The sequence below is a fragment of the Tunturiibacter empetritectus genome, assembly GCF_013410875.1.
GTDB lineage: Bacteria > Acidobacteriota > Terriglobia > Terriglobales > Acidobacteriaceae > Edaphobacter > Edaphobacter empetritectus.
Map to the genome: position 1 here is coordinate 527,110 of NZ_JACCCU010000002.1, position 21,738 is coordinate 548,847.

A 21,738-nucleotide genomic window follows, 5' to 3' on the forward strand; every position below is an offset into this window, starting at 1 on the left:
GAGTGCTGCCCTTTGCTGAAGCCGGAACGGTCTTTTCTTGCATTTTTTCTCCTGGTGTCGTGTTCCGCAGCTTCGCTAACGGCGAAAGCGCAGCTTCTAGGGTTAGGACCCAAGCCGGCACCCGTTGTCATTCCCACCCTGCAGCCCCCGCAGCCTGGTTTCGCCTTCCCCCAAAAACAGACCCTGACCTTTACCGTGGACTGGCGCGTCTTCACCGCAGGCACCGCAGTCTTTCAGCTTGAGCAGGAAGGCACAGTGCAAAAGATTGCTGCCACCGCCGACTCCACCGGTGCTGTGACCATGCTCTTCCCCGTCATCGACAAGTTTCAGGCCGGATTCGACACGAAGACAGGTTGCTCCACCGGCTTCACCAAACAGCTTCAGGAGGGACGCCGCAAGGTCTCAAGCGAGCTCAGCTTCGACTACTCCCAGGGCAAGCAGAAGCAGATCGAAAAGAACCTCGTCAAGGGCACGTCGAAAGAGCAGGTGGCCTCCATTCCCGCCTGCGTCACCGACTCGCTCTCCGCAATCTTCTACGCGGCATCGCAGCCAATGGCGGTCGGTCAAAGCATCCGGTTCCCCCTGGCCGACTCCATGCGCACCGTCACCGTCGCGATGAAGATCGAGTCCAAAGAAGAGATCAAGACCCCTGCAGGAACCTTCCAGACCCTCAAGGTAGAGCCGACCGCGGATGAGGGCATTGTAAAAAATCGCGGACACATCTGGGTCTGGTACACCGACGACGCGCGCCACATGCCTGTCCAGATCCAGGCACGACTGTTCTGGGGAACAATCACCTTCCACCTTCAGTCGTACGATACGAAATAAGAAGAAAGACGGCTTTTTTGATGACAAATACGCCAAATACGCCAGATCCAAAGCACGATGCGGCATTCGATCCAGACAAAGATCCAGACAAGTTCGTGACCGTAGGCAAGTTCCTCGAACCCGTGAACGCCCAGATGGCGAAAGGGATGCTCGAGTCCGCCAGTATCGAGTGTTTCCTGCAGGGCGAGAACGCCAATAGCCTGCTGGCGCTGGCGTTTCGAGCGCGGCTCCTGGTGCATAAGCACGACGAAGAAACCGCACGCGAGATTCTCGGCGAAGCCGTCGGCGAGTTGACCGGAGATGAACTGACCCCGGCGGAACAGCACGAGCTCGAGGCGGGCGATGACGACTGAACCCAGCCGCCCACGTGCCGTACTCTGCCTGTCAGGCGGAATGGACTCCTCCGTCTGCGCTGCCCTCGCCGCCCGCGACTACGAGGTCTTCGCCGTCCACTTCAGCTACGGCCAGAGGACAGAAGCCCGCGAGTTGCACTCCGCCCAGGAGGTAGCGCGCATCGTAGGGGTAAAAGAGCTGCTGCATTTGAAGATCGACTTATTTCGCCGGATCGGCGGCTCAGCTCTCACCGACACCTCGATCGCCGTACCCGTCGCAGGAGACGAAGCGGCAATAGGAAACGCAGTCCCGGTCACCTACGTCCCCTTCCGCAACGCGCACTTTCTCTCTGCCGCGGTAAGCTGGGCTGAGGTTCTTGGCGCAGAAAAGGTCTTTATCGGAGCAGTCGAGCAGGATAGTTCGGGATACCCCGACTGCCGCCCCGCCTACTACGAGGCCTTCAACCAGCTAATTCGGATGGGCACCAAAGACGGACAGATTCAGGTCGTCACGCCCCTGATCCAGATGCGCAAGAGCGAGATCGTCCGGCTGGGAGTTGAACTCGGTGCACCGTTCCATGTAAGTTGGTCATGCTATTCCGGCGAAACCGAAGCCTGTGGCGTCTGCGAGAGCTGCGTTCTGCGACTGCGGGCATTTCGCGAGGCCGGAGCGGTCGATCCCATACCGTATGCGGTCGCGTGACCGTCGCATTTTGCATCAGATTTTTCTAGGAAGCAGCAGCCGCTTTTCAACGAAGACTTACGCCCGCAACCCATGGGCCAGGAGAAGACAAAGCATGAAACGTATCGGATGGAAGATAAGCACCCTGGCAGCTGCTCTGCTGGTAATCCTGGCGATGGCACAGCCAACCCTCTTGAAAGCACAGGCCGCGCCGCCTGCAGGAAACGCAAGCATTCATGGCCACGTCCTCAATCCAGCCGGCTTCCCCCTTACCAAAGGGGAGGTCCGCCTGTCGACCGATAGAACCTCAGAGGCCAAAGATCGAAAATATCTTTACACCTTTCCGATCGACGCCAATGGAGACTACAAAGGCTCAGGAATTGTAGCCGGCACCTACATCGTCTTCGTCTTCCAGGACGACAAGAGCCTCGACTTCAATGAAAGTGTTCCTATCGCCAAAGAGGAAGACAAGCTGGTCAACTTCGATATGTCCCGCCCAGAGTACCTCAGCAAGATGACTCCGGAAGAGCGCAAGCAGATCGAAGAGTACAAGAAGAAAAACTCTGAAGTAAGTGCCACCAACGCGAAGATTCAGAATCTGAATGCGCTGCTGACTCAGGCACGCGCAGACAACAAGGCCGGCAACTACGACTCAGCAATTACCGCCATGAAGCAGGCCACCGACACCAAGCCAGACGAGGGCATCCTCTGGGTTACCCTGGGCGATGCACAGCTCGGCAGCGGAGACGCCGCCGCAAAAGCTGCCAAGGCAGCAGGCACCTCGCCCACCGATCCAGCGGTCCAGCAGAAGTTCACCGATGCAGCAACCTCGTACAAAAAGGCTGCCGATCTGAACGCCGCCTCCAAGAAGCCCAACCCTGAAACCGCAGGTGTGGCTTACAACCAACTGGGACAGGCAGAGGCTCGCTTGGGCGACGCCAAAGCCTCCTCCGATGCCTACGAACAGGCCGCAAAAGCCCAGCCCGAAAAGGCCGGCATGTACTACTTCAACGAAGCCGCAACCCTCTACAACTCCGGTAAACTTCCCGAAGCAGGCGCCGCCGCTGACAAAGCCATCGCAGCCGACCCCAAGAAAGCGGATGCTTACTACATCAAGGGTCAGGCGCTCATTCCGCAGGCAACCGTCGATCCCAAAACCCAGAAGATCGTCGCCCCACCGGGATGCGTCGAAGCCTATCAGCAGTACCTTGAACTGGCGCCGGACGGTGGCCACGCTGCCGACGTGAAGGGTATCCTCGAAGGCATCGGCGCACCGGTCAAGTCGAGCTTCAAGTCTGGAAAGAAGTAGCCTTTCAAACAGCAGGAGGCCCCGGGCGACACGGCTCGGGGCTTTTTGTTTGCCACGCTCTAAGCCACTTTGCACTCCATACCTACTCTCAAGGAGAGACGATGTCGCCAGCGGCCACAGTTCTGGACTTCGATCAAGCTCTGGCGATGGTCCTCCAGCACGCAATCGATCTCCCGCTCCCGCCAAGCGAGTCGCTTCCGCTGCTGGAGTGTGGAAGTCGCATTCTCGCCGAACCCGTCTTAGCGGATCGCGATCAGCCACCCTTCCACCGATCGACACGCGATGGATTCGCTCTACACGCAAGCGACACACCCGGTCCGCTCAAGGTAGTCGGCTTGGTCAGAGCCGGCGAGCAGTGGCACGGCAGCCCGCTCGAACCCAACGCCACAATTGAAATCATGACCGGCGCACCCATTCCTGAAGGCGCCGATGCCGTCGTAATGATCGAGCATATCGAACGCGACCACGACTCGATCCGCCTGTCCACCGGACGAACCATTCGAAGCGGAGAGAACATCGTTCCCCAGGGAAGCGAGGCCCGCGCTGGCCAGACAGTTTTGCCCACCGCCACACCAATCGAGGGCGCAGAGATCGCACTCGCCGCCTCATGCGGATACTCAAAGCTACAAGTATTTCGAAAGCCAAAGATAGCGATCGTCGCAACTGGAGACGAGTTGGTGGACCTCGCCGCCAACCCAGCGCCCCAGCAGATCAGAAACTCGAACAGCTACGGTCTGGCCGAACTGATCCGTCGCGCAGGCGGAGAACCAATACAGCTCCCGATCGCTCCAGACCAGCGGCCCGAACTCGAACAAACCATCCGTGCCGCGCGCCGTTGCGACCTCATGCTTCTCTCCGGTGGCGTCTCGATGGGCAAGTACGACCTCGTGGAAGAGGTGCTGCAAGCGCTCGGCGCGGAGTTTTTCTTCACCGGCGTCAGAATGCAGCCCGGCAAGCCCCTCGTCTTCGGCCGCCTGCCAGATGAGAGCAACCTCCCTCCACAATTTTTCTTCGGACTGCCCGGCAACCCGGTCTCCACCCAGGTCACCTTCCACTGCTTCGTCGAGCCGATGCTCCGTGCCATGGCCGGTGCAGACGCACAGGTCCCTCGCTTTCTTCAAGCAACGCTGGCCGAGGACGTGTCCGGAAAAACCGGCCTGATGCGTGTACTCCCCGCAAGATGGACCTCGGATCGCACTCGCCCAGAAGTAAGACTCGTAGCGTGGCAGGGATCGGGCGACCTCGCCGCTAACGCCCGGGCAAACTGCTACGCCGTGCTCTCACCCGACAAAGATCACTTCGCAGCCGGGGATGTCATCACGATTCTCCTGCGTTAAGCTTGTGAGATGGACGACGTAGACTACACCTCCGAACAGCTGATGGACGACGACCCGGAACCGTTGGGCAACGACGCGGACTTTCCTGCCGTGGCCCCCGTGCCGCTGCACCTCTCGCACTATGACCAGGCGGGCGAAGCGCACATGGTGGACGTCGGCGAGAAGACGCTAACCCGGCGCGAGGCAGTCGCCGCAGCATTTGTCGAGCTTTCCCCCGCAGTGCTCGCAGCTCTGCCGCAAAATCCGAAAGGCAATCCGCTGGAAGTAGCTCGGTTCGCAGGAATCCAGGCCGCAAAACAAACCTCCAGCCTGATTCCGATGTGCCATCAAATTGCTCTGAGCTTCGTAGACATTCAGACAAAGATCGTCGAAGGCGGCGTCGCGATCGAAGCCACAGCAGCAACCATAGCCGGGACCGGCGTTGAGATGGAGGCTATGGTGGCAGCCTCCATCGCTGCCCTCACGGTCTACGACATGACCAAGGCGCTCGACAAAGGAATCAGAATTCGAGAGGTAGTCTTGCTACGCAAGAGCGGTGGCAAGAGCGGCGAATATCGGCGCGAACGCCTCTAATTCAAACCGCAGTCGCCAGCGTAACGGCAAACAGATGCTGCGGATCCTGCCAAGACTTCATCTTCCTGAAGTTCGTCGAGGCCAGCAGAGCATCCACGGCAGTCGAGGTAAATTTGTAACTATTTTCGGTGTGAATACTCTCGCCATGCGCGAACTCCACAATGAACGCCGGGCCGCTGGAGTTTGCAGGAACATGAATAGACTGCGCAATCAGCGACTCCAGATGCATCTCGATGCGTGACTCAGCGGGGTTCCAACAAGCACGATGGCGAAAGTTCGCCGGCAAAAAATCAGCCCCAAGATCGCGGTTGAGCCGTGTGAGCACATTTAGATTGAACGCAGCAGTCACCCCCGCCGCATCATCGTACGCCGCAAGAAGTGTGGCCACAGTCTTATTGGCGACAGCGCCGCCACTGGGGGCAAGGTCTGTGCCAAGCAAAAGAGTATCCCCGGGAAGCAACTGGGCGCGAAGATTGCGAAGAACGTCCTTCGCATCCTCCGGCATAAAATTCCCGATGCTCGAACCAATGTAAAGCGCCAGCGTCCGCGTGTCCGGCAGACGATTGAGCGGAAGCGCCTCGCGGGTATAGTCCGCAACCTGAGAGCGAACAGTCACCCCCGGAATGTTCGCTAGGATATTCTCACTCGCCTCCGCAAGAGCAGTCTCGGAGACATCCACAGGTTGATACACCACACTGCCCTGCTGCCGAACAGCCTCGGCCAACAGTATGCCCGTCTTGGTCGCCGTTCCCGCCCCCAGCTCGATCAAGGTAAGTTTTCCGCTGGGCCCCTGCCCCCGCGCAGCCTCACTCAAAATCTCGCTGGCACTGGCCGCAAAGATGCTTCGCTCAGTCCGGGTCAGATAATACTCCGGCAGCTCCGTAATCTGTTCGAACAAATGCGACCCAGCCTCGTCATAAAAGAGCCAGGGGGTTAGGGTCTTTGGTGTGGCAGACAGGCCCGTGCGAGCTTCATACGCCACGGCATCAAGAGTACTAATCAGCGGTTCGTCCAGCGCGAAGGTCGTTGATGGCACGTGTAATCCCCCGGGAAATCAATAGCTGAGTGGGAGGCGCAAGCGTCGAAACCCCACCGCTGTCGAAATTGGATGCATCTACGCGGGGTTTTGTGCAACTTAATCTTTACTGGCGCGAATTCCGCACAACCAAAGTCGAGAGAACGATACTAAAATCCCGTTTATTTGCTGCAATCAAACTTCAGGACCGCTCGGAACCCTGAGCGCCGCCCTAGTACCGCCAACTCGTCACATCCGCCCCCGCCGGAGCCGTCTTCGCTATCCGATCCATGATCTTAGGCAGATACATCGTGTTGTAGTGCAGCCGCGACAGCGCATTTGGCAGCGTCGGATCGCCATTCCAGCAGTGCTCCGCCCTCGGCCCATAGAGCACCTCGCCGTCATAGGGCACACCATGCCCAGGCGTGCCGGTCGTCTTCAAAAAATCCTCCATCAGATAAACCGCGTTATTCAAAAAATATGTGTCGTCGCTGCCCACATACAGGTGAATCTTTCCCTGCAGCTTCGGCCCTAGCGTCTCCCAATCTCTTTGCAGCTTCGCGTTCAGATCGTAGTGTTCCTTCCAATACTCCGCGACCTTGTGATCAATCGCCCCAGTCTCCTTATCGAAGATCGGCTCCGGATAACCATCCTTCCCCTGCGGCGAATACACCGCCTGCCAGATATCGAACTGCTCCCCCGAACGTCCCCTATCGCCCAGCGCCGCCTCATACGCGATGTTGTCCCGCATCGAGATCAGCGTATGCCCCAGATAATCCCGCATCGCCGGCTGCTCCACCCGCTTGTTCGCGCCCTGCAGGTAAAACATATTCTCGTCTTTATAAAGATCCCGCGTCATATACGCATGAAAGTCCACCGGGTCAGGACAAGCTACGAACGCCCCGTTGTAGTGGTCCGGATAAAAGATCTGCACTGCCAATGACTCCCATCCACCCGTCGAGCCGCCATACATAAACCTCGCCCACGGCTGTCCAATCCCGCGAAACTGCTTCTCCACCGCCGGAACCAGCTCCGTCTCAATCGAATCGCCATAAGGCCCCAGATTCGCCGAGTTCACAGCATACGAGTCGTCGTAGTAGGGATTCGCGTGTTGAATCTTCATCACCAGAACCCGCGGAAACTTCGGACCAATCCACTGGTGATACTCCTTGTAAGCCTCCTCCTGCTGAATCCGGTTGTACCCCTCAAGATGAAACCGCTCCGAGTAGTTCGGCTTCAAATTGGGATCCGGCGGCGTCGTCCGAAAGTCATCGAAACCCGTCACGAAGTGGTCATGAAAGATCATCAGCGGATAGTGTGCCTCCGTATGTTCATCGAATCCCTCCGGCACCAGCACCACCGCACTCAAATACACCGGCGTCCCCCAGAACTTCGTCAGCAGCGCACTCTGAATCTTGATATGCCGAACATATTTTGTATCTGCTTCAGGCACAATTGGCGGAATTACCTGATCCAGTGAAATCGCAATCGGCGCCCCACCCCTTCCAACGCGCACCTTCACCGGCTTACTGTACAAATTCCCCGGCGCAAGATTCCAGTGCTTCCCCTCGCCCCGGTCCGGCGAAAGCTTAATCGTCTTCCCATCCGCGCGATGGAACGTCTCATACACATCCAGCACCGCCTGCACCGTATACTCCCCCGCCGGAACATCCTTCAGACTCCCAATGGGATATCCCGCAGCCTTGTCATCCACCGCAACACTCTCACCCGGCTTCAGTCCATCCACCGTCACGCCAAACACCATCTGGCTCCGCGGCGTATCGTCGATCTGCATCCGAGGCTCCTCCGACGGATCATTCGACAACAACAACAGCACCCGCCCATCCAGAGGCTTCGCCGACCGCCCAGCAGGAAAAGACACCGAAACCGCCTGAACACCGGTCTGAGCCCTTCCAGCCTCAGAGCTCAACCAAGGAAAAGCAACAACCAGCATGACGACAGGAGCAATCGAAGGAAGACGCATTGCGGCAGTATACAAACCCTGCGAGCAGATACACGGCAATATCTTCCGGGCCACCTGACCTCCCGAGTTGATATCATCCTTATCACCGTTCCTATCCGAGTACGCAGGCACTCTCGAAAAGACCTGGCCCGGCCCTCCGTGGAGAAAAGATGACACCTCTGTTTGCGTTCAAGAAAATCGCCGCAGCGACCCTTCTATGCGGCCTTGCATCTGTCTCCATGGCCGCAGCCGATCTCCCCGCCGCGAAGCCCCTCAAGCTCCCCGAGCTCAAGTACGAGAAGTACACCCTCCCCAACGGCCTCGTCATCCTCACCCACGAAGACCACCGCCTTCCGCTGGTCGCCATCGATCTCTGGTATCACGTCGGTCCCCTCAATGAGCGCGCCGGCCGCACCGGCTTCGCCCACCTCTTCGAGCACATGATGTTCGAAGGCTCCGAGCACGTCGGTGAAAAAGCTCACTTCAAATACCTCGAAGGCGCAGGCGCCACCGACATAAACGGCACCACCGACTTCGACCGCACCAACTACTTCGAAACTCTCCCCAGCAACCAGCTCGAGCTCGGCCTCTGGCTCGAAAGCGACCGCATGGGCTTCCTCCTCGAAGGCCTCGACCGCATCAAACTCACCAACCAGCGCGATGTCGTCCGCAACGAGCGCCGCCAGGGCGAAGGAACTCCCTACGCGCTCGCTGACGAGCAGGCCTATCACCTCCTCTTCCCGCACGAGCACCCCTACTACGCCTCCGTCATCGGCTCCCACGCCGACATCGAAGCTGCCCGCATCAACGACATCCGCGACTTCCACCAGCACTTCTACACCCCCAACAACGCCAGCATCGCCATCGCCGGCGACTTCGACCCCGCAAAACTGAAGGCTCTCCTCACCAAATACTTTGGTCCCATCCCGCAAGGCCCCGCGGTCGAACCCGTCACCGTCAAAACCCCGCCCATCACCGCACAAAAACGCGCCACGGTCACCGACTCCGTCCAGCTCCCACGCCTCTCCGTAGCATGGCTCACCCCTCCCGTCTTCACCCCCGGCGACGCCGAAACCGACCTCCTCGTCCACATCCTCGGCGGAGGCAAGGCCAGCCGTCTCTACCGCAAGCTCGTCTACGAGCAACAAGTCGCCCAAACCGTCACCTGCAATCTCAACGCCCTCAAGCTAGGCTCCATCGCCGACTGTGACATCACCGCCAAACCCGGCGTCTCGCTCGACACCCTCGAAGCCGCCGTCTGGAAAGAAGTAGCCAGCCTCCAATCCGAAGGCCCAACGCAAGCCGAACTTGACCGCGCCCGCACCGTCGACGTCACCGCCAAGATCACCGGCCTCCAGCGCCTCGGTGGCTTCGGCGGCGTAGCCGACACCCTCGACCGCTACAACCAGTTCCTCGACGACCCCGGCTATCTCCCCAAAGACATCGCCCGCTACCAGGCCGCAACCATCGCCTCCGTCAAGCAGGCCGCCACGCAGTACCTCGGCAAAGATCAAAGCGTCGTCGTCAACTGCGTCCCCGGCAAGAAAATAGTCGACGACGTCCCCCGCAGCCCCGATAACACCGACGCCGACGTCAAGCTCACCGCCCCCTACACCGCTCAATTTGAAGACCAACAGAACTGGCGCAAGACTGCACCCACACCCGGCCCAACCACCGCCTTCCACCTCCCCGTCCCAAAGACCTTCACCCTCGCTAACGGCCTTCAGGTTTACTTACTCGAAGATCACTCCCTCCCCGTCTACAGCGCCGCAGTCGTAACCCGCGCCGGCAGCGAATCCGACACGCCCGCCAAAGCTGGCCTCGCCGGCTTCACCGCCCGTCTCCTCACCGAAGGCACCACCCAGCGCTCCGCCACCACACTCGCCGACAACGCCGAGCAGATCGGCACCACCCTCACCTCCGCCGCCGACGTCGACAGCGCCAACGCCAGCCTCAGCGCGCTCAGCAACAACACCGAAGCAGGCCTCGACCTCCTCTCCGACGTCATCGAGCACCCTGCCTTCGCCCCTGAAGAAGTCGAGCGCATCCGCAAGCAACGCCTCGTCGCCATCCTCCAGGAAGGCGATCAGCCCGTAGCATCCGTCCTGCGCGTAGGCTTCCGCACCCTCTACGGCGACCACCCCTACGGCATCCGCTCCATCGGCAATACTGACGGCATCAAATCCATCACCCACGACGACATCGCCACCTTCTGGGCAGCCCACTACGGCCCCAAAGACTCCGCGCTCGTCCTCGCCGGCGACGTCAACGAGTCCGAGGTCAAACACCTCGCCGACAAGTATTTCGCCCCTTGGTCCGCCTCCGCAGCCACAGCGACCACAGTCCCGCCGGCCCCAGCCCCGCCCGGCCTGAAGGTCGTCATCGTCGACAAGCCCGGCGCACCTCAAACCGCGCTCTACGCCATCGGCCTCGGCCTTCCCCGCACCACGCCAGATTATCCCGCCGTCATGATCATGAACAACGTCCTCGGCGGACTCTTCGCCAGTCGCATCAACATGAACCTGCGCGAAGAGCACGGCTACACCTACGGCGCCAGCTCAGGTTTCATGATGTACCGCACCGGAGGCCCCTTCTACAGCGGAGCCCAGGTCCGCACCGACGTCACCGCTCCCGCCGCCAAACAACTCATGCTCGAGCTCAACCGCATCCGCACCGAACCACCCACCGAAGCCGAACTCAAACTCGCAAAGGATTCACTCCTCCACTCGCTCCCTGGCGACTTTGAAACCACCAAAGCCTCCGTCGGCGGCCTCCGTCAAATCTTCATCTACAGTCTCCCAACCGACTACTTCGCCAAGCTACCCGCCCGCTTCGAAGCCGTCACCCCCGCCGAAGTCTCAAAGGCCGCGCAAACCGACGTCCATCCCGACCAACTCATCCTGATGGCCGTAGGCGACCGCGCAAAGATCGAACCCAGCCTCAAGGAACTGAACCTCGGTCCCATAGAATACCGAGACACAACCGGCAACCCAATCAAATAGCCACCCGCAAAAATTGATCAGCACTCGCAACAAAAAGGCCGCAGAGCATTTGCTCTGAGGCCTTTTCGTCTCCTCACACACCCTCGAAACTCTCGTCATTCTGAGCGCAGCGAAGAACTTCAGCATTTGCTGTTGTATTTGCGTTTGCTGTTGTATTTGCGTTTGCTGTTGCACTCGCCGTTTGTTATTGCATTTGTATTTGCTGCTTTACTACGAACTCGTAAACACGTCATCTCGACCGAAGCTGCTCACGGTCTCATCGTGAGCAGCGCAGTGGAGAGACCCCCGCATTTTGCCTTTGCATTTGCCTCTAGGTACCCCAAGGCTTCAGCCTTGGGTCTCTAAATCAACCACGGCAGAAGGGGCTTTAGCCCCTGGGGTATGCCTTCTCCTCCCAGCCACATCTGCAACCGAAGAAACTAAGCCTTCCCCAACACCTTCGCCATAGCCTCACCAATCTCCGCCGGAGACTTCACCACCGTAATCCCAGCCTCGGTCATCGCCTTCATCTTCTCCGCAGCCGTACCTTCGCCGCCGGAGATGATCGCCCCGGCATGACCCATCCGCCGCCCCGGAGGAGCCGTCTGTCCCGCGATAAACCCAACCACCGGCTTCTTCACGTGCTCTTTGATGTACTTCGCCGCAGCCTCTTCCGCCGACCCGCCGATCTCCCCAATCATAATAATCGCCTCAGTCTCCGGATCCTCATTCAGCAGCTTCAGCGCATCGATATGCGTCGTCCCAATAATCGGGTCGCCCCCAATCCCAATCGCCGTCGACTGTCCAATCCCCCGCGTCGTCAACTGATACACCGCCTCATACGTCAGCGTGCCTGACTTCGAAACAATCCCCACCGAGCCTTCCTTATGAATCCGCCCCGGCATAATCCCAACCTTAGCCTTACCCGGCGAAATAACCCCGGGACAGTTTGGTCCAATCAGCCTCGTCTTCGTTCCCTTCACAAACTCCCACGTCTTCACCATGTCGAGCACGGGAATCCCTTCAGTAATGCAGATCACCAGAGGCACCCCCGCAGCCGAAGCCTCCAGAATCCCATCCGCGGCAAATGGCGGCGGCACAAAGATCACCGAAACATTCGCCCCCGTCTCCTTCACCGCCTCTTCGACAGTGTTGAACACAGGCCAACTCTCATGCGTGGTTCCACCCTTACCCGGCGTCACTCCACCCACAACCTTCGTCCCATACTCCGCGCAGCCCTTAGCGTGAAAGGTTCCCTCACGCCCCGTAATCCCCTGCACAATCAGCCGCGTATTCTTATCAACCAAAACCGCCATTACTTGCCACCTTTCGCAGCAGCCACAGCAAGATCCGCGGCTTCCTTCATCGTCTGGCCCACCTGAAAGTTCAATCCCGAATCCGCCAGAATCTTACGGCCCTCTTCCACGTTCGTGCCTTCCAACCGCAGAATAATCGGTATCTTCACGCCCAGCTTCTTCGCGGCATTTACGACACCCTGAGCCAGCACATCCACCCGCAAAATCCCACCAAAAATATTGATGAAAATCGCCTTCACATTTGGATCGCTCAACAAAATCCCAAACGCATTCTCAATCTGCTCCTGATTCGCACCACCGCCAACATCCAGAAAGTTCGCCGCACTCCCACCCGCATACTGGATGATGTCCATCGTCGCCATCGCCAGCCCGGCGCCATTGACCATACAGGCAATCGTTCCATCCAGCTTGATGTAGTTCAGCGCAAACTTCGAAGCCTCCACCTCTAGAGGATCCTCCTCCGCCAGGTCACGAAGCTCCTTCAGATTCTTATGCCGAAACATCGCATTATCATCAAAGTTGATCTTGCAATCCAGCGCCAGCAGCTTGTCATCCTTCGTCGTAATAAAAGGATTGATCTCCATCAGCGTCGAATCCGTCTCCACAAACGCCTTGTACAACCCCGTCATAAACTTCACAGCATCATTAATCTGCGTCGTCTTCAATCCCAGCTTGAACGCCAGCTTCCGCGCCTGATAAGGCGCAAACCCCACCGCCGGATCGATGTACTCCTTATAGATCAGCTCCGGAGTAGCGTGCGCCACCTCTTCAATCTCCATCCCACCCGACTGCGACGCCATAAACACCACCTTCGCCGAAGCCCGGTCCAGCACCAGCCCCAGATAAAGCTCCCGCTCAATCGCCGACCCCTCTTCAATCAGCAACCGCTGCACCTTCTGCCCCGCAGGCCCCGTCTGGTGCGTCACCAGCTGCATCCCCAGAATCGCCTTCGACGCCGCATTCGCCTCTTCGAGCGTCCTCGCCAGCTTCACCCCGCCGCCCTTGCCGCGCCCACCCGCATGAATCTGCGCCTTCACCACCACAACCTTGTTCCCCGCGCCAAACAAGCTCTTCGCCGCAGTATCCGCCTGCTCCAGCGTGGTCGCCATCTCGCCGCCCGGAACCGGCACACTGTACTTCCGCAGAATCTCTTTCGCCTGATACTCGTGAATTTTCATGGATGCCTTTGAAATTACGCTCGCGCGAGAAGTGTAGCGGAGTCCCGTAACCACCCGCAATCGCAAACTCGCACAACCGTGCGTTTATCGCACCCTCTCTTCCGCGTAACCTTAAGCCTTTCTTCATCTTGCCTCTGTATGATGGACGACAGAAGACATTAGTCCGGCGGGAATCTTCCCGGCCAGCACTCACCGCCTGCCGCAGCTCCGCGTTGATTCGTTCCACTCTCAAACACTCTGTGAACCCACTGCACCTGCATCAGCAAAGTTGGATTCTTGAGTGTTCATCTCGTAAATCCCAGCGATAACTCCTTTGGGACCGCAGTCATCACGCCACGTTGGCTCTTCGTCCTCGCCGCCGCCACACCCTCCCTCGCAGGCGACCCCATCCTCATCGACGAATCCATCGAGCAGATCATCCCCGAATCCATCCAGTCCGGCGACATCGTCGGCATCAGCGTCCACACCGGCAACGCCCTCCGCGGCTACGAGGTCGGTCGTATCGCCCGCGAGCGCGGAGCCTGGGTCATCTATGGAGGCATCCACGCCACGCTCTTTCCCGAAGAAGCCTTCGAGCGCGGCCACGCCCACGCCGTAGTCAAAGGCGACGGCGACATCGCCTGGGGCAAAGCCGTAACCGACATCCTCTCCGGCAACCAGCCCGAAAAAATCTACGAGGGCGGCCGCATCGGTGGCACCGACTTCCTCGCCGCCCGCTGGGACCTCATGCCCCGCGACAAGTACATGTGGGCCTCCGTCCAGACCATCCGCGGCTGCCCCAAGCACTGCTCCTTCTGCAGCGTCTGGCGCACCGACGGCCAGCAGCCTCGCCAGCGTCCGCACCAGTCCGTCATCGACGAGATCGTCAACCTTCGCCAGATCGGCTTCCGCTTCATCGCCCTCGCCGACGACAACTTCTACCCCGTCACCCTCACCGACCTCCGCCTCGCGCGCGAACAAAATAACGAAACCAAACTCGCCGAACTCACCGCCATCCGCGCCGAGCGCTTCCTCCTCATGGCCGAGCTCGCCAAGCTCCCCAAAGACATGGTCTTCTTCACCCAGATCACCATGGAAGCCGGCGAAGACGGCGAGTACCTCGACGCCATGCGCAAAGCCAACATCAAGGGCGCACTCGTAGGCGTAGAAGCCGTCACCCCCGAAGGCCTCAAAGCCGTCTTCAAAGACTTCAACTACTCCGGCGAAGCCCTCGCCCGCCAGCTCCAGACCTTCAAGAAGCACGGCGTCCACGTCCTCGGCTCCTTCATCTTCGGCCTCCCCACCGACAAGCCCGCCACCTTCGACGCCACCGTCGAGATGGCCCTCAAAGCCGGTGTCACCTTCGCCCAGTTCGTCATGATGACGCCCTTCCCCGGCACCGTCGACTTCGGCCGCTGGGAGAAAGAGCAAGCCAAAGCCCCCGAAGTCGTCGCAACGCCCACAGGCGACATCCCCATCACCCGCTACTGGCTCATCCCCACTGTCATCCGCCCCAAGATGTTCACCCCGCACCCATCCATGACCTCCGCCGAGATTAGCCAACGCACCCAAAAAGTCTGGGACCGCTTCTACGACTGGTCCTCCATCTGGCAGCGCAGCGCCTGCACCCCCACCCTCCGCGCCCGCGTAGCCTTCATGTTCCTCTCCAAGCTCTACCGCCAGATGTACGCCGGCACCGGCATCTCCACCGACAGCGCCCGCCGCAAGAAATCCAAAACCTGGGCTCGCTGGACCGCGAAGCAATGCCGCAAACTCTTCTCCGCCAAACCCATGCCCGAACTCCAATCCCCCGCATGGGAGCACGCCTTCTCCTCCGCCAACCTCCGCCGTCCCGCCTTCCTCGGCCCTCAGGAAAGTCCGTCTCCCTTCACCGTCATCACAAAATCCTGAAGAAGAACATTGAAACTAAGAGTGCCGTGGATTTGAAAGGGCGTGGCTGGGTACCCAATGCTTTAGCTTTGGGTATCCACGTCATAAGACCCAACCCTCTCCATGCCACTTCAGTCGCCGAGGGAATCTTCCACACGCAACGGGCTTCTGGTCGTAAGTCCATTGAGAGGGAATGACGAAGTTTCCGAAACCAGACTTAGAGGAAGTTGATGAGACCGGCAGTAAACCGGAGGTCGGCGCATTTAGCATCCTTGCTAAGATCGTAACGTGTCCAAGTCATTCCGTTGGGTTCATATCTTGCTTGAAATCATCGGTGGCCTTGCCTTGGTCGCTGGCCTGGGATGGCTGGCTTTCTATTTTTTATTCATCGTTCCAATGAGCCATTTCTCAGATGGAAACTGTAGCCCCGATACCGAGCAGAGGCTTGTGAATGCGCCGGATGGCGGGGCACATAACTTCAAGAGTTTCCGTAGAACTTGCGGCCAGTACAACTTCTTTTTTGCCTATCTAAGCACGGGCAATCCCAACAAGGGCTATGAGTATGAACCCATCCTTGAACTAAAGAATGTAGGTCCAGGGGCGGCCACCGCAGTTTGGGAAGGACCAAATCGAATAACTGTCACATATCCAAAATCAGCAGAAGTCGTGGATGCTTATGCGAAGTCGTTCGGAATAGACATTGTCCTACGTCCGGAGTGATAGAAAGCTTACCTGTCAGCACGGCAACGCCCTACCGCGCCGCATAGTATCCCGAACGAGCAGTAATCACCCCTCCACGAGTAGGACTATCCAGCTTAATGCGATGGAACGATCCATCCTACTTCAGCGAAGAAGGCTTGTAAACAATCCGGTACTGGCTCCTCTGATCGCTCTCCATAATCCGAAGATCATTCCACACCTCAGCCCCCGTCGCATCAAAGAAAATTCGCCCTCCGCTCTTCTTTACCAGCTCTTCTAGCGTCTTCTGTCCCTCCGCATGGAACGACTTCGCTTCATCGCTAAAGACATAGATCGTCGTCCGCGCCTGCTGGCATATATCGATCACGTCTTCGAGCCGCGTATGGCTGGCGTTATCCAGCCCATCCGTGAAAAGAAGAATAAAGTTGCCCGTAGCTACATCACGATCACTCGTCCACTGATCCCTGCAAGCCTTATAGAGTGAATCGAACAGAACCGTGCCCCCCAATCGGCTCTCACGGTCCGACCCAATCGTCTTCAGGCTCTCCGTCAGCAGACCAGCATCGTTCGTCCAGCTCTGTTTCACCTTCGCCGCAGAATCAAAACGCATCACGAAGGCCTGGTCGGTCTCCTTCCTCATCAGTCTTGTGGCATACATCGCCGCAATATCTTGATTGCGCCACAGCCCCTCCATCGACCTGCTCGTATCGAAAAGAATGCCCGCCCGGATCGGCAGGTTCTGGTACGCCTGAAAGGACAGAATGTGATCCTGCAGCTTTCCATCATCCAGCAGCCGCAGATCCCTCTCCGTCAGATCTTCCATCGGCATCCCATGAAAATCAGAGACGTGAAACGTGAGGCTTACCTCGTCCACCGGAACAGTCAGCGTGTAAGGACCAGCCTCGCCCTGCGTCTTCCCCACGTTCTGCGGCGCACCACTCTCCAGTGGCAGCAATAGCACCAAACCGACCATCAAAAGGTCGCTGAACATAGCCAAGTCAGAATAACCGCTGCGACCTCACAAAAAGCCACCCGCGAAACCCACGCTAACCAGCTGACTCGCTAACTCGCTGCCTCTGCTACGCTTAAACCGATGCCGCCCCAGCCCCATCTCAAGCAGATCGTCGAAGCCCATTCCACTCTCACCCGCGAACAAGCCCGCGACCTCATGCAGCAGATCCTCGCCGGCCAGCTCGCCGACCTCGAGATCGCCGCCCTCCTCGGAGCACTCGCAGCCCGCGGCGAAACCGCCTCCGAGATCGCCGGCTTCGTCGACGTCATGCGCACCGCCGTCACGCCCATCCCCCTCACCAACGCCGAGCGCAGCAACCTAGTCGACACCTGCGGCACCGGAGGAGACGCCAGCGGCACCTTCAACATCTCCACCGCCGCAGCCCTCGTCGCCGCCGCAACTCCCGACGCAAACCTCATGGTCGCCAAACACGGCAACCGCGCCGTTACCTCCCAGACCGGCTCAGCCGACGTCCTCGAAGCCCTCGGCATCCCCGTCGATCTCACCCCTGAGCAAGCCGCAACCGCCCTCCGCACCCACCGCTTCGCCTTCCTCCACTCCCCCAGCCTCCATCCCGCAATGAAGGCCGTCATGCCCGTCCGCCGCGCCCTCGGCGTCCGCACCGTCTTCAACATCCTCGGCCCGCTCACCAACCCGGCAGGAGCCTCCGCGCAAGTCATGGGCGTCTACTCCGCGCATCTCGTCCCCATCGTCGCCGAAGCTATGTGTCTCCTCGGCACCCATCACGCCTTCGTCGTCCACGGCAGCGCCCTCCGCGAAGAAGGTCCTGCCGGGAGCGGGGGTCCTGCCGGGAGCGGAAGCTTAGACGAGATCTCCATCAGCGGCCCCACCCAACTCGCTGAAGTGCACAACGGCGCAATCACCATCATCACCACAACCCCCGAAGACCTCGGCCTCCAGCGCGCCCCCATCGAGACCCTCCAAGGCGGAAACGCGCAAACCAACGCCGCCATCCTCACCGCCATCTTCTCCGGTGAGCAAGGCCCCCGCCGCAACATCGTCCTGCTCAACGCCGCCGCTGTCCTCGTCGCCGCCGACCTCGCCCTCGACCTCCCCAACGGCATCGCCCTCGCCGCCAGAACCATTGACTCAGGAGCCGTCACCAGACTCATCGCCAACCTCCGCGTCTGAACCCAGCAACAAACATCGAGCCACAAACATCCAGCAACCAACAAGAGAACCCCATGACCCCAGAACACCCCACCAGACAAAGAGTCTGTTTCCTCCTCCAGATCAAGCCCGACCGTCTCGACGAATACCGTCGCCGCCACGCCGCCGTCTGGCCCGACATGATCGCCGCCCTTCAGCGCACCGGCTGGCACAACTACTCCCTCTTCCTCACGCCCGCCGGCCAGCTCATCGGCTACCTCGAAACCAACGACTTCCAACTAGCCCAGACCAGAATGCGCGACAAACCCATCAACGCCCTCTGGCAGTCCGAGATGAAGGACTTCTTCGTCCAAACCACCAGCAAAGACCCCGACCAGCTCATGTCCCCCCTCGAAGAAGTCTTCCACATCGACTAGAGCAACGCCACGGTTGATATAGAGTCGTCTTGGCTCTCTTGTTTGTCATTCCCGAAGGGAATCTGCGTTGCAGTCTCTAAACCATCAGACAAATTGCCCTGGCGACAGCACTTCCAACACCGAGCGGCAACCACCATCGGAACCAAACTAACCCCCAATCCGTATCTTCTCCAGCCACTCAGGAGTCGCTCCAACATGTCGACCTACCCACCGCCCACGAACTCCATCCACCCAGCCTTCGTCACCTCAGCCTTCGAGCTCCCCGGCTACCGCATCGTCCAGAACATCGGCATCGTCCGCGGCATCGTAGTTCGCTCGCGCAACATCCTTGGCACAATCGGAGCAGGGCTCCAAACCATCGTCGGCGGCGACATCACCATCTTCACCGAGCTCTGCGAAAAAACCCGCCAGGACTCCTACGCCATGATGACCCTCCACGCCGCCCAGCTAGGCGCCAACGCCGTCATCTCCTTCCGTTACGACGCCAACGAGCTCATGAACGGAGTCACCGAAGTCCTCGCCTACGGCACCGCAGTCGTCGTAGAACCCATCAAAAGTGCTTGAATTTCTTCTGGCATCTGGCTAAACCCTCTGCGCCTGCATCTAACCAGAGAAGTGTCGATCGTTCTCAGGACTCATTCAGGAGCCAGCACCCAATGATGAAGCAATCTCTCGCAGCCCTCTGCCTGCCCGCCGCACTCTTCGCCTTTACCTCCGCAGGGCAGCTCTTGGCGCAGAGCACCGCCTCCGATACCGACAAGGCATTCGTAGCCAAAGTATCCCAGGGCGGCCGATACGAAGTAGAAGCCAGCAAGATCGCCCTTCAAAAGGCTGTCGCTCAGGATGTCAAAGACCTCGCCACCTCCGAGGTGCACGATCACGAACTCGTCAACAGCGAACTAAAGCGCATATCCGCTGCAGAAAAAGTCCTCATCGCCCCTGTCCTTAACTCAGAGTTCCAGCAAAAGCTCGACCATCTCAAAACTCTCTCCGCCGCCGACTTCGACCAAACCTATCTCAGCGAGATGGCCGTGATCCACGATAAAGACGAAAAGCTCTTCGCCCAGGAGGCCATCGACGGCTCCAGCGAATACAAAGCCTTCGCCGCCAAAACCGACCTCATCGTCAAGCGTCACATCGGCGCTCTCCACGGCACCGACAAGACAAACTAACCGCATCCGACACTCATTCGCGATTCGAGCCCCTCGCCTCAACTCCGGTTTTGTATACTCGTCTTCAAATCAGGAGACACTCATGGCTCGAGTCACAGGCATCGGCGGCATCTTCCTTCGCGCACGCGACCCTAAAACCCTCTCCGCCTGGTACGCCAAGCACCTCGGCATCACCCTCTCCGACTATGGCGGAGCCACCTTCCTCTGGACGGACGAGATACCCGCCACCACAGGCAGCACCACCTGGTCTCTCTTCTCTGAAAGCAGCAAGCACTTCGGCCCCGGCAACGAAAGAGGCCCACAGCAAGCCATGATCAACTACCGCGTCGATAATCTCGACGAACTCCTCACCCAGCTCGCCGCCGAAAACATCCCCATCGACCCTAAACGCGAAAGCGCTGACTTCGGCCACTTCGCCTGGATCACCGACCCCGAAGGCAACCGCATCGAACTCTGGCAGCCCCTCGCCGACAAGTAAGTCATCTTTTCGCGAAAGGAAATCGGATGCCGACTCTCCAACGCAAAGAAGAAAAACTAGCTCCGAACATCCAGCAGGTCGTCCCCTTCCTCGCAGTCTCAAATATTGAAGCCTCCCTGCGCTTCTACATCAACGGCCTCGGCTTCGAAAAGACCAAAGAGTGGATCGACGGCGGCAAGCTCCGCTGGTGCTGGCTGCAACTCGAAGGCGCAGCCCTCATGCTGCAGGAGCACCGTCCCGACAAGCCCCCATCCTCCAAACCAGGCGAAGGAGTCTCCCTCTGCTTCCAGTGCAACGACGCCCTCGCCATCTATCGCGCAGCGCTCGCAAATGGTCTTCACCCTCAGCGCCCCTTCGTAGGCAACGCCATGTGGGTCACCATCCTCCCGGACCCCGACGGTTACAAATTAGACTTCGAGAGCCCCACCGACGCCCCGGAAGAAGCCCTCTACTCTGACCCAGACTAGGTCCTGAACCTACCGATAACCCCGTTTTCTGCAAACGAGTTGAGGGTAGTGGGTATCCTTTCTGCGAAAGGCAGGTGGAAGCCAATGTCGGATCAGGCGCTGAGCTTCTATGACTCGATGGCGGATTACTACCACCTGATCTTTGAAGATTGGGATCGGTCTATTCAGAGGCAGGCAAAGATTCTGGACACCGTGATCTCGCGAGAACTGCCCGACCAGCACTTGAGGATTCTGGACTGCGCATGCGGTATTGGTACCCAGGCTTTGGGTCTCGCCGCACGAGGACATCATGTTGTTGGCTCCGACATAAGTCCTATGGAGGTGACAAGGGCTGCCCGAGAGGCTTACGCGCGCGGCCTGAACATCGAGTTTTATGTCTCGGACATGACGGATCTGAAGGAGATCCCCGAAACCGGATTTGATGTTGTTGCAGCTTTCGATAACGCCTTGCCCCACCTCACATCAGACGAACTAATCCATGCTGTCAGAGCAATGGCAAGCCGGCTGAACTCAGGTGGACTGTTCATCGCAAGTATTCGAGACTACGACTTGCTCCTCCAGCAAAAACCAGCCATGCAGGAACCCGCGTTCTTCGGCAGCAAAGGTAGCCGAAGAATCGTCCATCAGGTCTGGGACTGGACCGAAGCAGCAAGATACACGCTGCACCTCTACATCACAATCAAAGCCGACCAGGGTTGGACTACACACCACTTCGTGTCGGAGTACCGGTGCGTCAGACGGCAGGAACTTTCGGATGCATTACGCTCGGTGGGTTTTGAAGAGCCGGTCTGGCTGATGCCCCGAGAGAGTGACTACCACCAGCCTCTTGTTCTCGCAAGATGGCCCTGACGTTCCACAATCCGAGCCGCAAATAACGTTCCACACGCCCGGCCAGTCAACGGATCGCCCATGCATGGAGCACCACCCGCCGGCTGGCTGTAGCAGAACACATAGTAGCGTCCCCACACGCCATTCGCCGC

Annotated in this window: 21 protein-coding genes; 16 read left to right on the forward strand and 5 right to left on the reverse strand. The window is 58.9% G+C overall.

All coding sequences use genetic code 11. The features are described from left to right. Positions 1-12: 12 nt before the first annotated feature. The 6 genes from HDF08_RS14490 to moaC all read left to right on the forward strand — a co-directional run bounded on the left by HDF08_RS14490 (position 13) and on the right by moaC (position 5,061). The gene (locus HDF08_RS14490; RefSeq protein WP_257031151.1) at positions 13-828 is read left to right on the forward strand and encodes a DUF3108 domain-containing protein; all 816 of its coding nucleotides are present in this window, start codon (positions 13-15) and stop codon (positions 826-828) included. A 20-nt stretch (positions 829-848) separates the two neighbouring features. Next, complete coding sequence (locus HDF08_RS14495) at positions 849-1,181, forward strand: putative signal transducing protein (protein ID WP_179639342.1); 333 nt, start codon at positions 849-851, stop codon at positions 1,179-1,181. After that, on the forward strand, positions 1,171-1,863 hold the full coding sequence (gene queC / locus HDF08_RS14500; RefSeq protein ID WP_179639343.1) for a 7-cyano-7-deazaguanine synthase QueC: 693 nt from the start codon (positions 1,171-1,173) through the stop codon (positions 1,861-1,863). Before HDF08_RS14495 ends, queC begins: the two co-directional genes overlap by 11 nt. A gap of 94 nt (positions 1,864-1,957) precedes the next feature. Next, a complete protein-coding gene (locus HDF08_RS14505; RefSeq protein WP_179639344.1) occupies positions 1,958-3,151 on the forward strand; it encodes a tetratricopeptide repeat protein in 1,194 nt (397 codons plus the stop codon). Positions 3,152-3,252: 101 nt separating this feature from the next. Continuing rightward, positions 3,253-4,488, forward strand: a complete 1,236-nt coding sequence (locus tag HDF08_RS14510) for a molybdopterin molybdotransferase MoeA (RefSeq protein WP_179639345.1) — start codon at positions 3,253-3,255, stop codon at positions 4,486-4,488. 9 nt (positions 4,489-4,497) lie between these two features. After that, entirely contained in the window at positions 4,498-5,061 is a 564-nt protein-coding gene (moaC, locus tag HDF08_RS14515; protein ID WP_257031152.1) for a cyclic pyranopterin monophosphate synthase MoaC, read from the forward strand. A gap of 1 nt (position 5,062) precedes the next feature. Here the strand turns inward: moaC and egtD are convergent, their stop codons facing one another. Together egtD and HDF08_RS14525 are read right to left on the reverse strand one after the other, a co-directional pair. After that, positions 5,063-6,097, reverse strand: coding sequence for an L-histidine N(alpha)-methyltransferase (egtD, locus tag HDF08_RS14520; protein ID WP_179639346.1), 1,035 nt, complete (start codon positions 6,095-6,097; stop codon positions 5,063-5,065). A 211-nt stretch (positions 6,098-6,308) separates the two neighbouring features. Continuing rightward, positions 6,309-8,060, reverse strand: coding sequence for an alpha/beta hydrolase (locus HDF08_RS14525; RefSeq protein ID WP_257031153.1), 1,752 nt, complete (start codon positions 8,058-8,060; stop codon positions 6,309-6,311). 149 nt (positions 8,061-8,209) lie between these two features. On the opposite strand from HDF08_RS14525, the gene HDF08_RS14530 reads away from it, so the two are divergent. Further along, complete coding sequence (locus tag HDF08_RS14530) at positions 8,210-11,041, forward strand: M16 family metallopeptidase (protein ID WP_179639347.1); 2,832 nt, start codon at positions 8,210-8,212, stop codon at positions 11,039-11,041. Positions 11,042-11,460: 419 nt separating this feature from the next. On the opposite strand, the gene sucD is transcribed toward HDF08_RS14530, so the two are convergent. Beyond that, on the reverse strand, positions 11,461-12,336 hold the full coding sequence (sucD, locus tag HDF08_RS14535) for a succinate--CoA ligase subunit alpha (protein ID WP_179639348.1): 876 nt from the start codon (positions 12,334-12,336) through the stop codon (positions 11,461-11,463). Next, complete coding sequence (sucC, locus tag HDF08_RS14540) at positions 12,336-13,514, reverse strand: ADP-forming succinate--CoA ligase subunit beta (protein WP_179639349.1); 1,179 nt, start codon at positions 13,512-13,514, stop codon at positions 12,336-12,338. Before sucC ends, sucD begins: the two co-directional genes overlap by 1 nt. A 276-nt stretch (positions 13,515-13,790) precedes the next feature. Between sucC and HDF08_RS14545 the strand changes: the two genes are divergently transcribed. Both HDF08_RS14545 and HDF08_RS14550 read left to right on the forward strand, forming a co-directional pair. After that, positions 13,791-15,404, forward strand: a complete 1,614-nt coding sequence (locus HDF08_RS14545; RefSeq protein WP_179639350.1) for a B12-binding domain-containing radical SAM protein — start codon at positions 13,791-13,793, stop codon at positions 15,402-15,404. Between the two features lie 267 nt (positions 15,405-15,671). Beyond that, positions 15,672-16,103 (forward strand): hypothetical protein, encoded by a 432-nt coding sequence (locus HDF08_RS14550; protein ID WP_179639351.1) that lies wholly within the window; start codon positions 15,672-15,674, stop codon positions 16,101-16,103. 118 nt (positions 16,104-16,221) lie between these two features. On the opposite strand, the gene HDF08_RS14555 is transcribed toward HDF08_RS14550, so the two are convergent. After that, on the reverse strand, positions 16,222-17,073 hold the full coding sequence (locus tag HDF08_RS14555; protein WP_179639352.1) for a VWA domain-containing protein: 852 nt from the start codon (positions 17,071-17,073) through the stop codon (positions 16,222-16,224). A gap of 102 nt (positions 17,074-17,175) precedes the next feature. Here HDF08_RS14555 and trpD point away from each other — a divergent pair, with 102 nt between their 5' ends. The 7 genes from trpD to HDF08_RS14590 all read left to right on the forward strand — a co-directional run bounded on the left by trpD (position 17,176) and on the right by HDF08_RS14590 (position 21,607). Further along, positions 17,176-18,246, forward strand: a complete 1,071-nt coding sequence (gene trpD / locus HDF08_RS14560) for an anthranilate phosphoribosyltransferase (protein ID WP_179639353.1) — start codon at positions 17,176-17,178, stop codon at positions 18,244-18,246. A gap of 53 nt (positions 18,247-18,299) precedes the next feature. Continuing rightward, a complete protein-coding gene (locus HDF08_RS14565; protein ID WP_179639354.1) occupies positions 18,300-18,641 on the forward strand; it encodes an L-rhamnose mutarotase in 342 nt (113 codons plus the stop codon). A 195-nt stretch (positions 18,642-18,836) separates the two neighbouring features. Further along, a complete protein-coding gene (locus HDF08_RS14570) occupies positions 18,837-19,205 on the forward strand; it encodes a YbjQ family protein (protein ID WP_179639355.1) in 369 nt (122 codons plus the stop codon). 92 nt (positions 19,206-19,297) lie between these two features. Beyond that, complete coding sequence (locus tag HDF08_RS14575) at positions 19,298-19,813, forward strand: DUF4142 domain-containing protein (RefSeq protein WP_257031154.1); 516 nt, start codon at positions 19,298-19,300, stop codon at positions 19,811-19,813. Positions 19,814-19,895: 82 nt separating this feature from the next. After that, positions 19,896-20,291: a VOC family protein gene (locus tag HDF08_RS14580; RefSeq protein ID WP_179639356.1), complete on the forward strand. Its 396-nt coding sequence runs from the start codon at positions 19,896-19,898 to the stop codon at positions 20,289-20,291. A 26-nt stretch (positions 20,292-20,317) separates the two neighbouring features. Next, the gene (locus HDF08_RS14585; protein WP_179639357.1) at positions 20,318-20,758 is read left to right on the forward strand and encodes a VOC family protein; all 441 of its coding nucleotides are present in this window, start codon (positions 20,318-20,320) and stop codon (positions 20,756-20,758) included. 84 nt (positions 20,759-20,842) lie between these two features. Beyond that, positions 20,843-21,607 carry a class I SAM-dependent DNA methyltransferase gene (locus tag HDF08_RS14590; RefSeq protein ID WP_179639358.1) on the forward strand — a complete coding sequence of 255 codons (765 nt, stop codon included), beginning with the start codon at positions 20,843-20,845 and terminating at the stop codon, positions 21,605-21,607. Positions 21,608-21,738 lie beyond the last annotated feature (131 nt).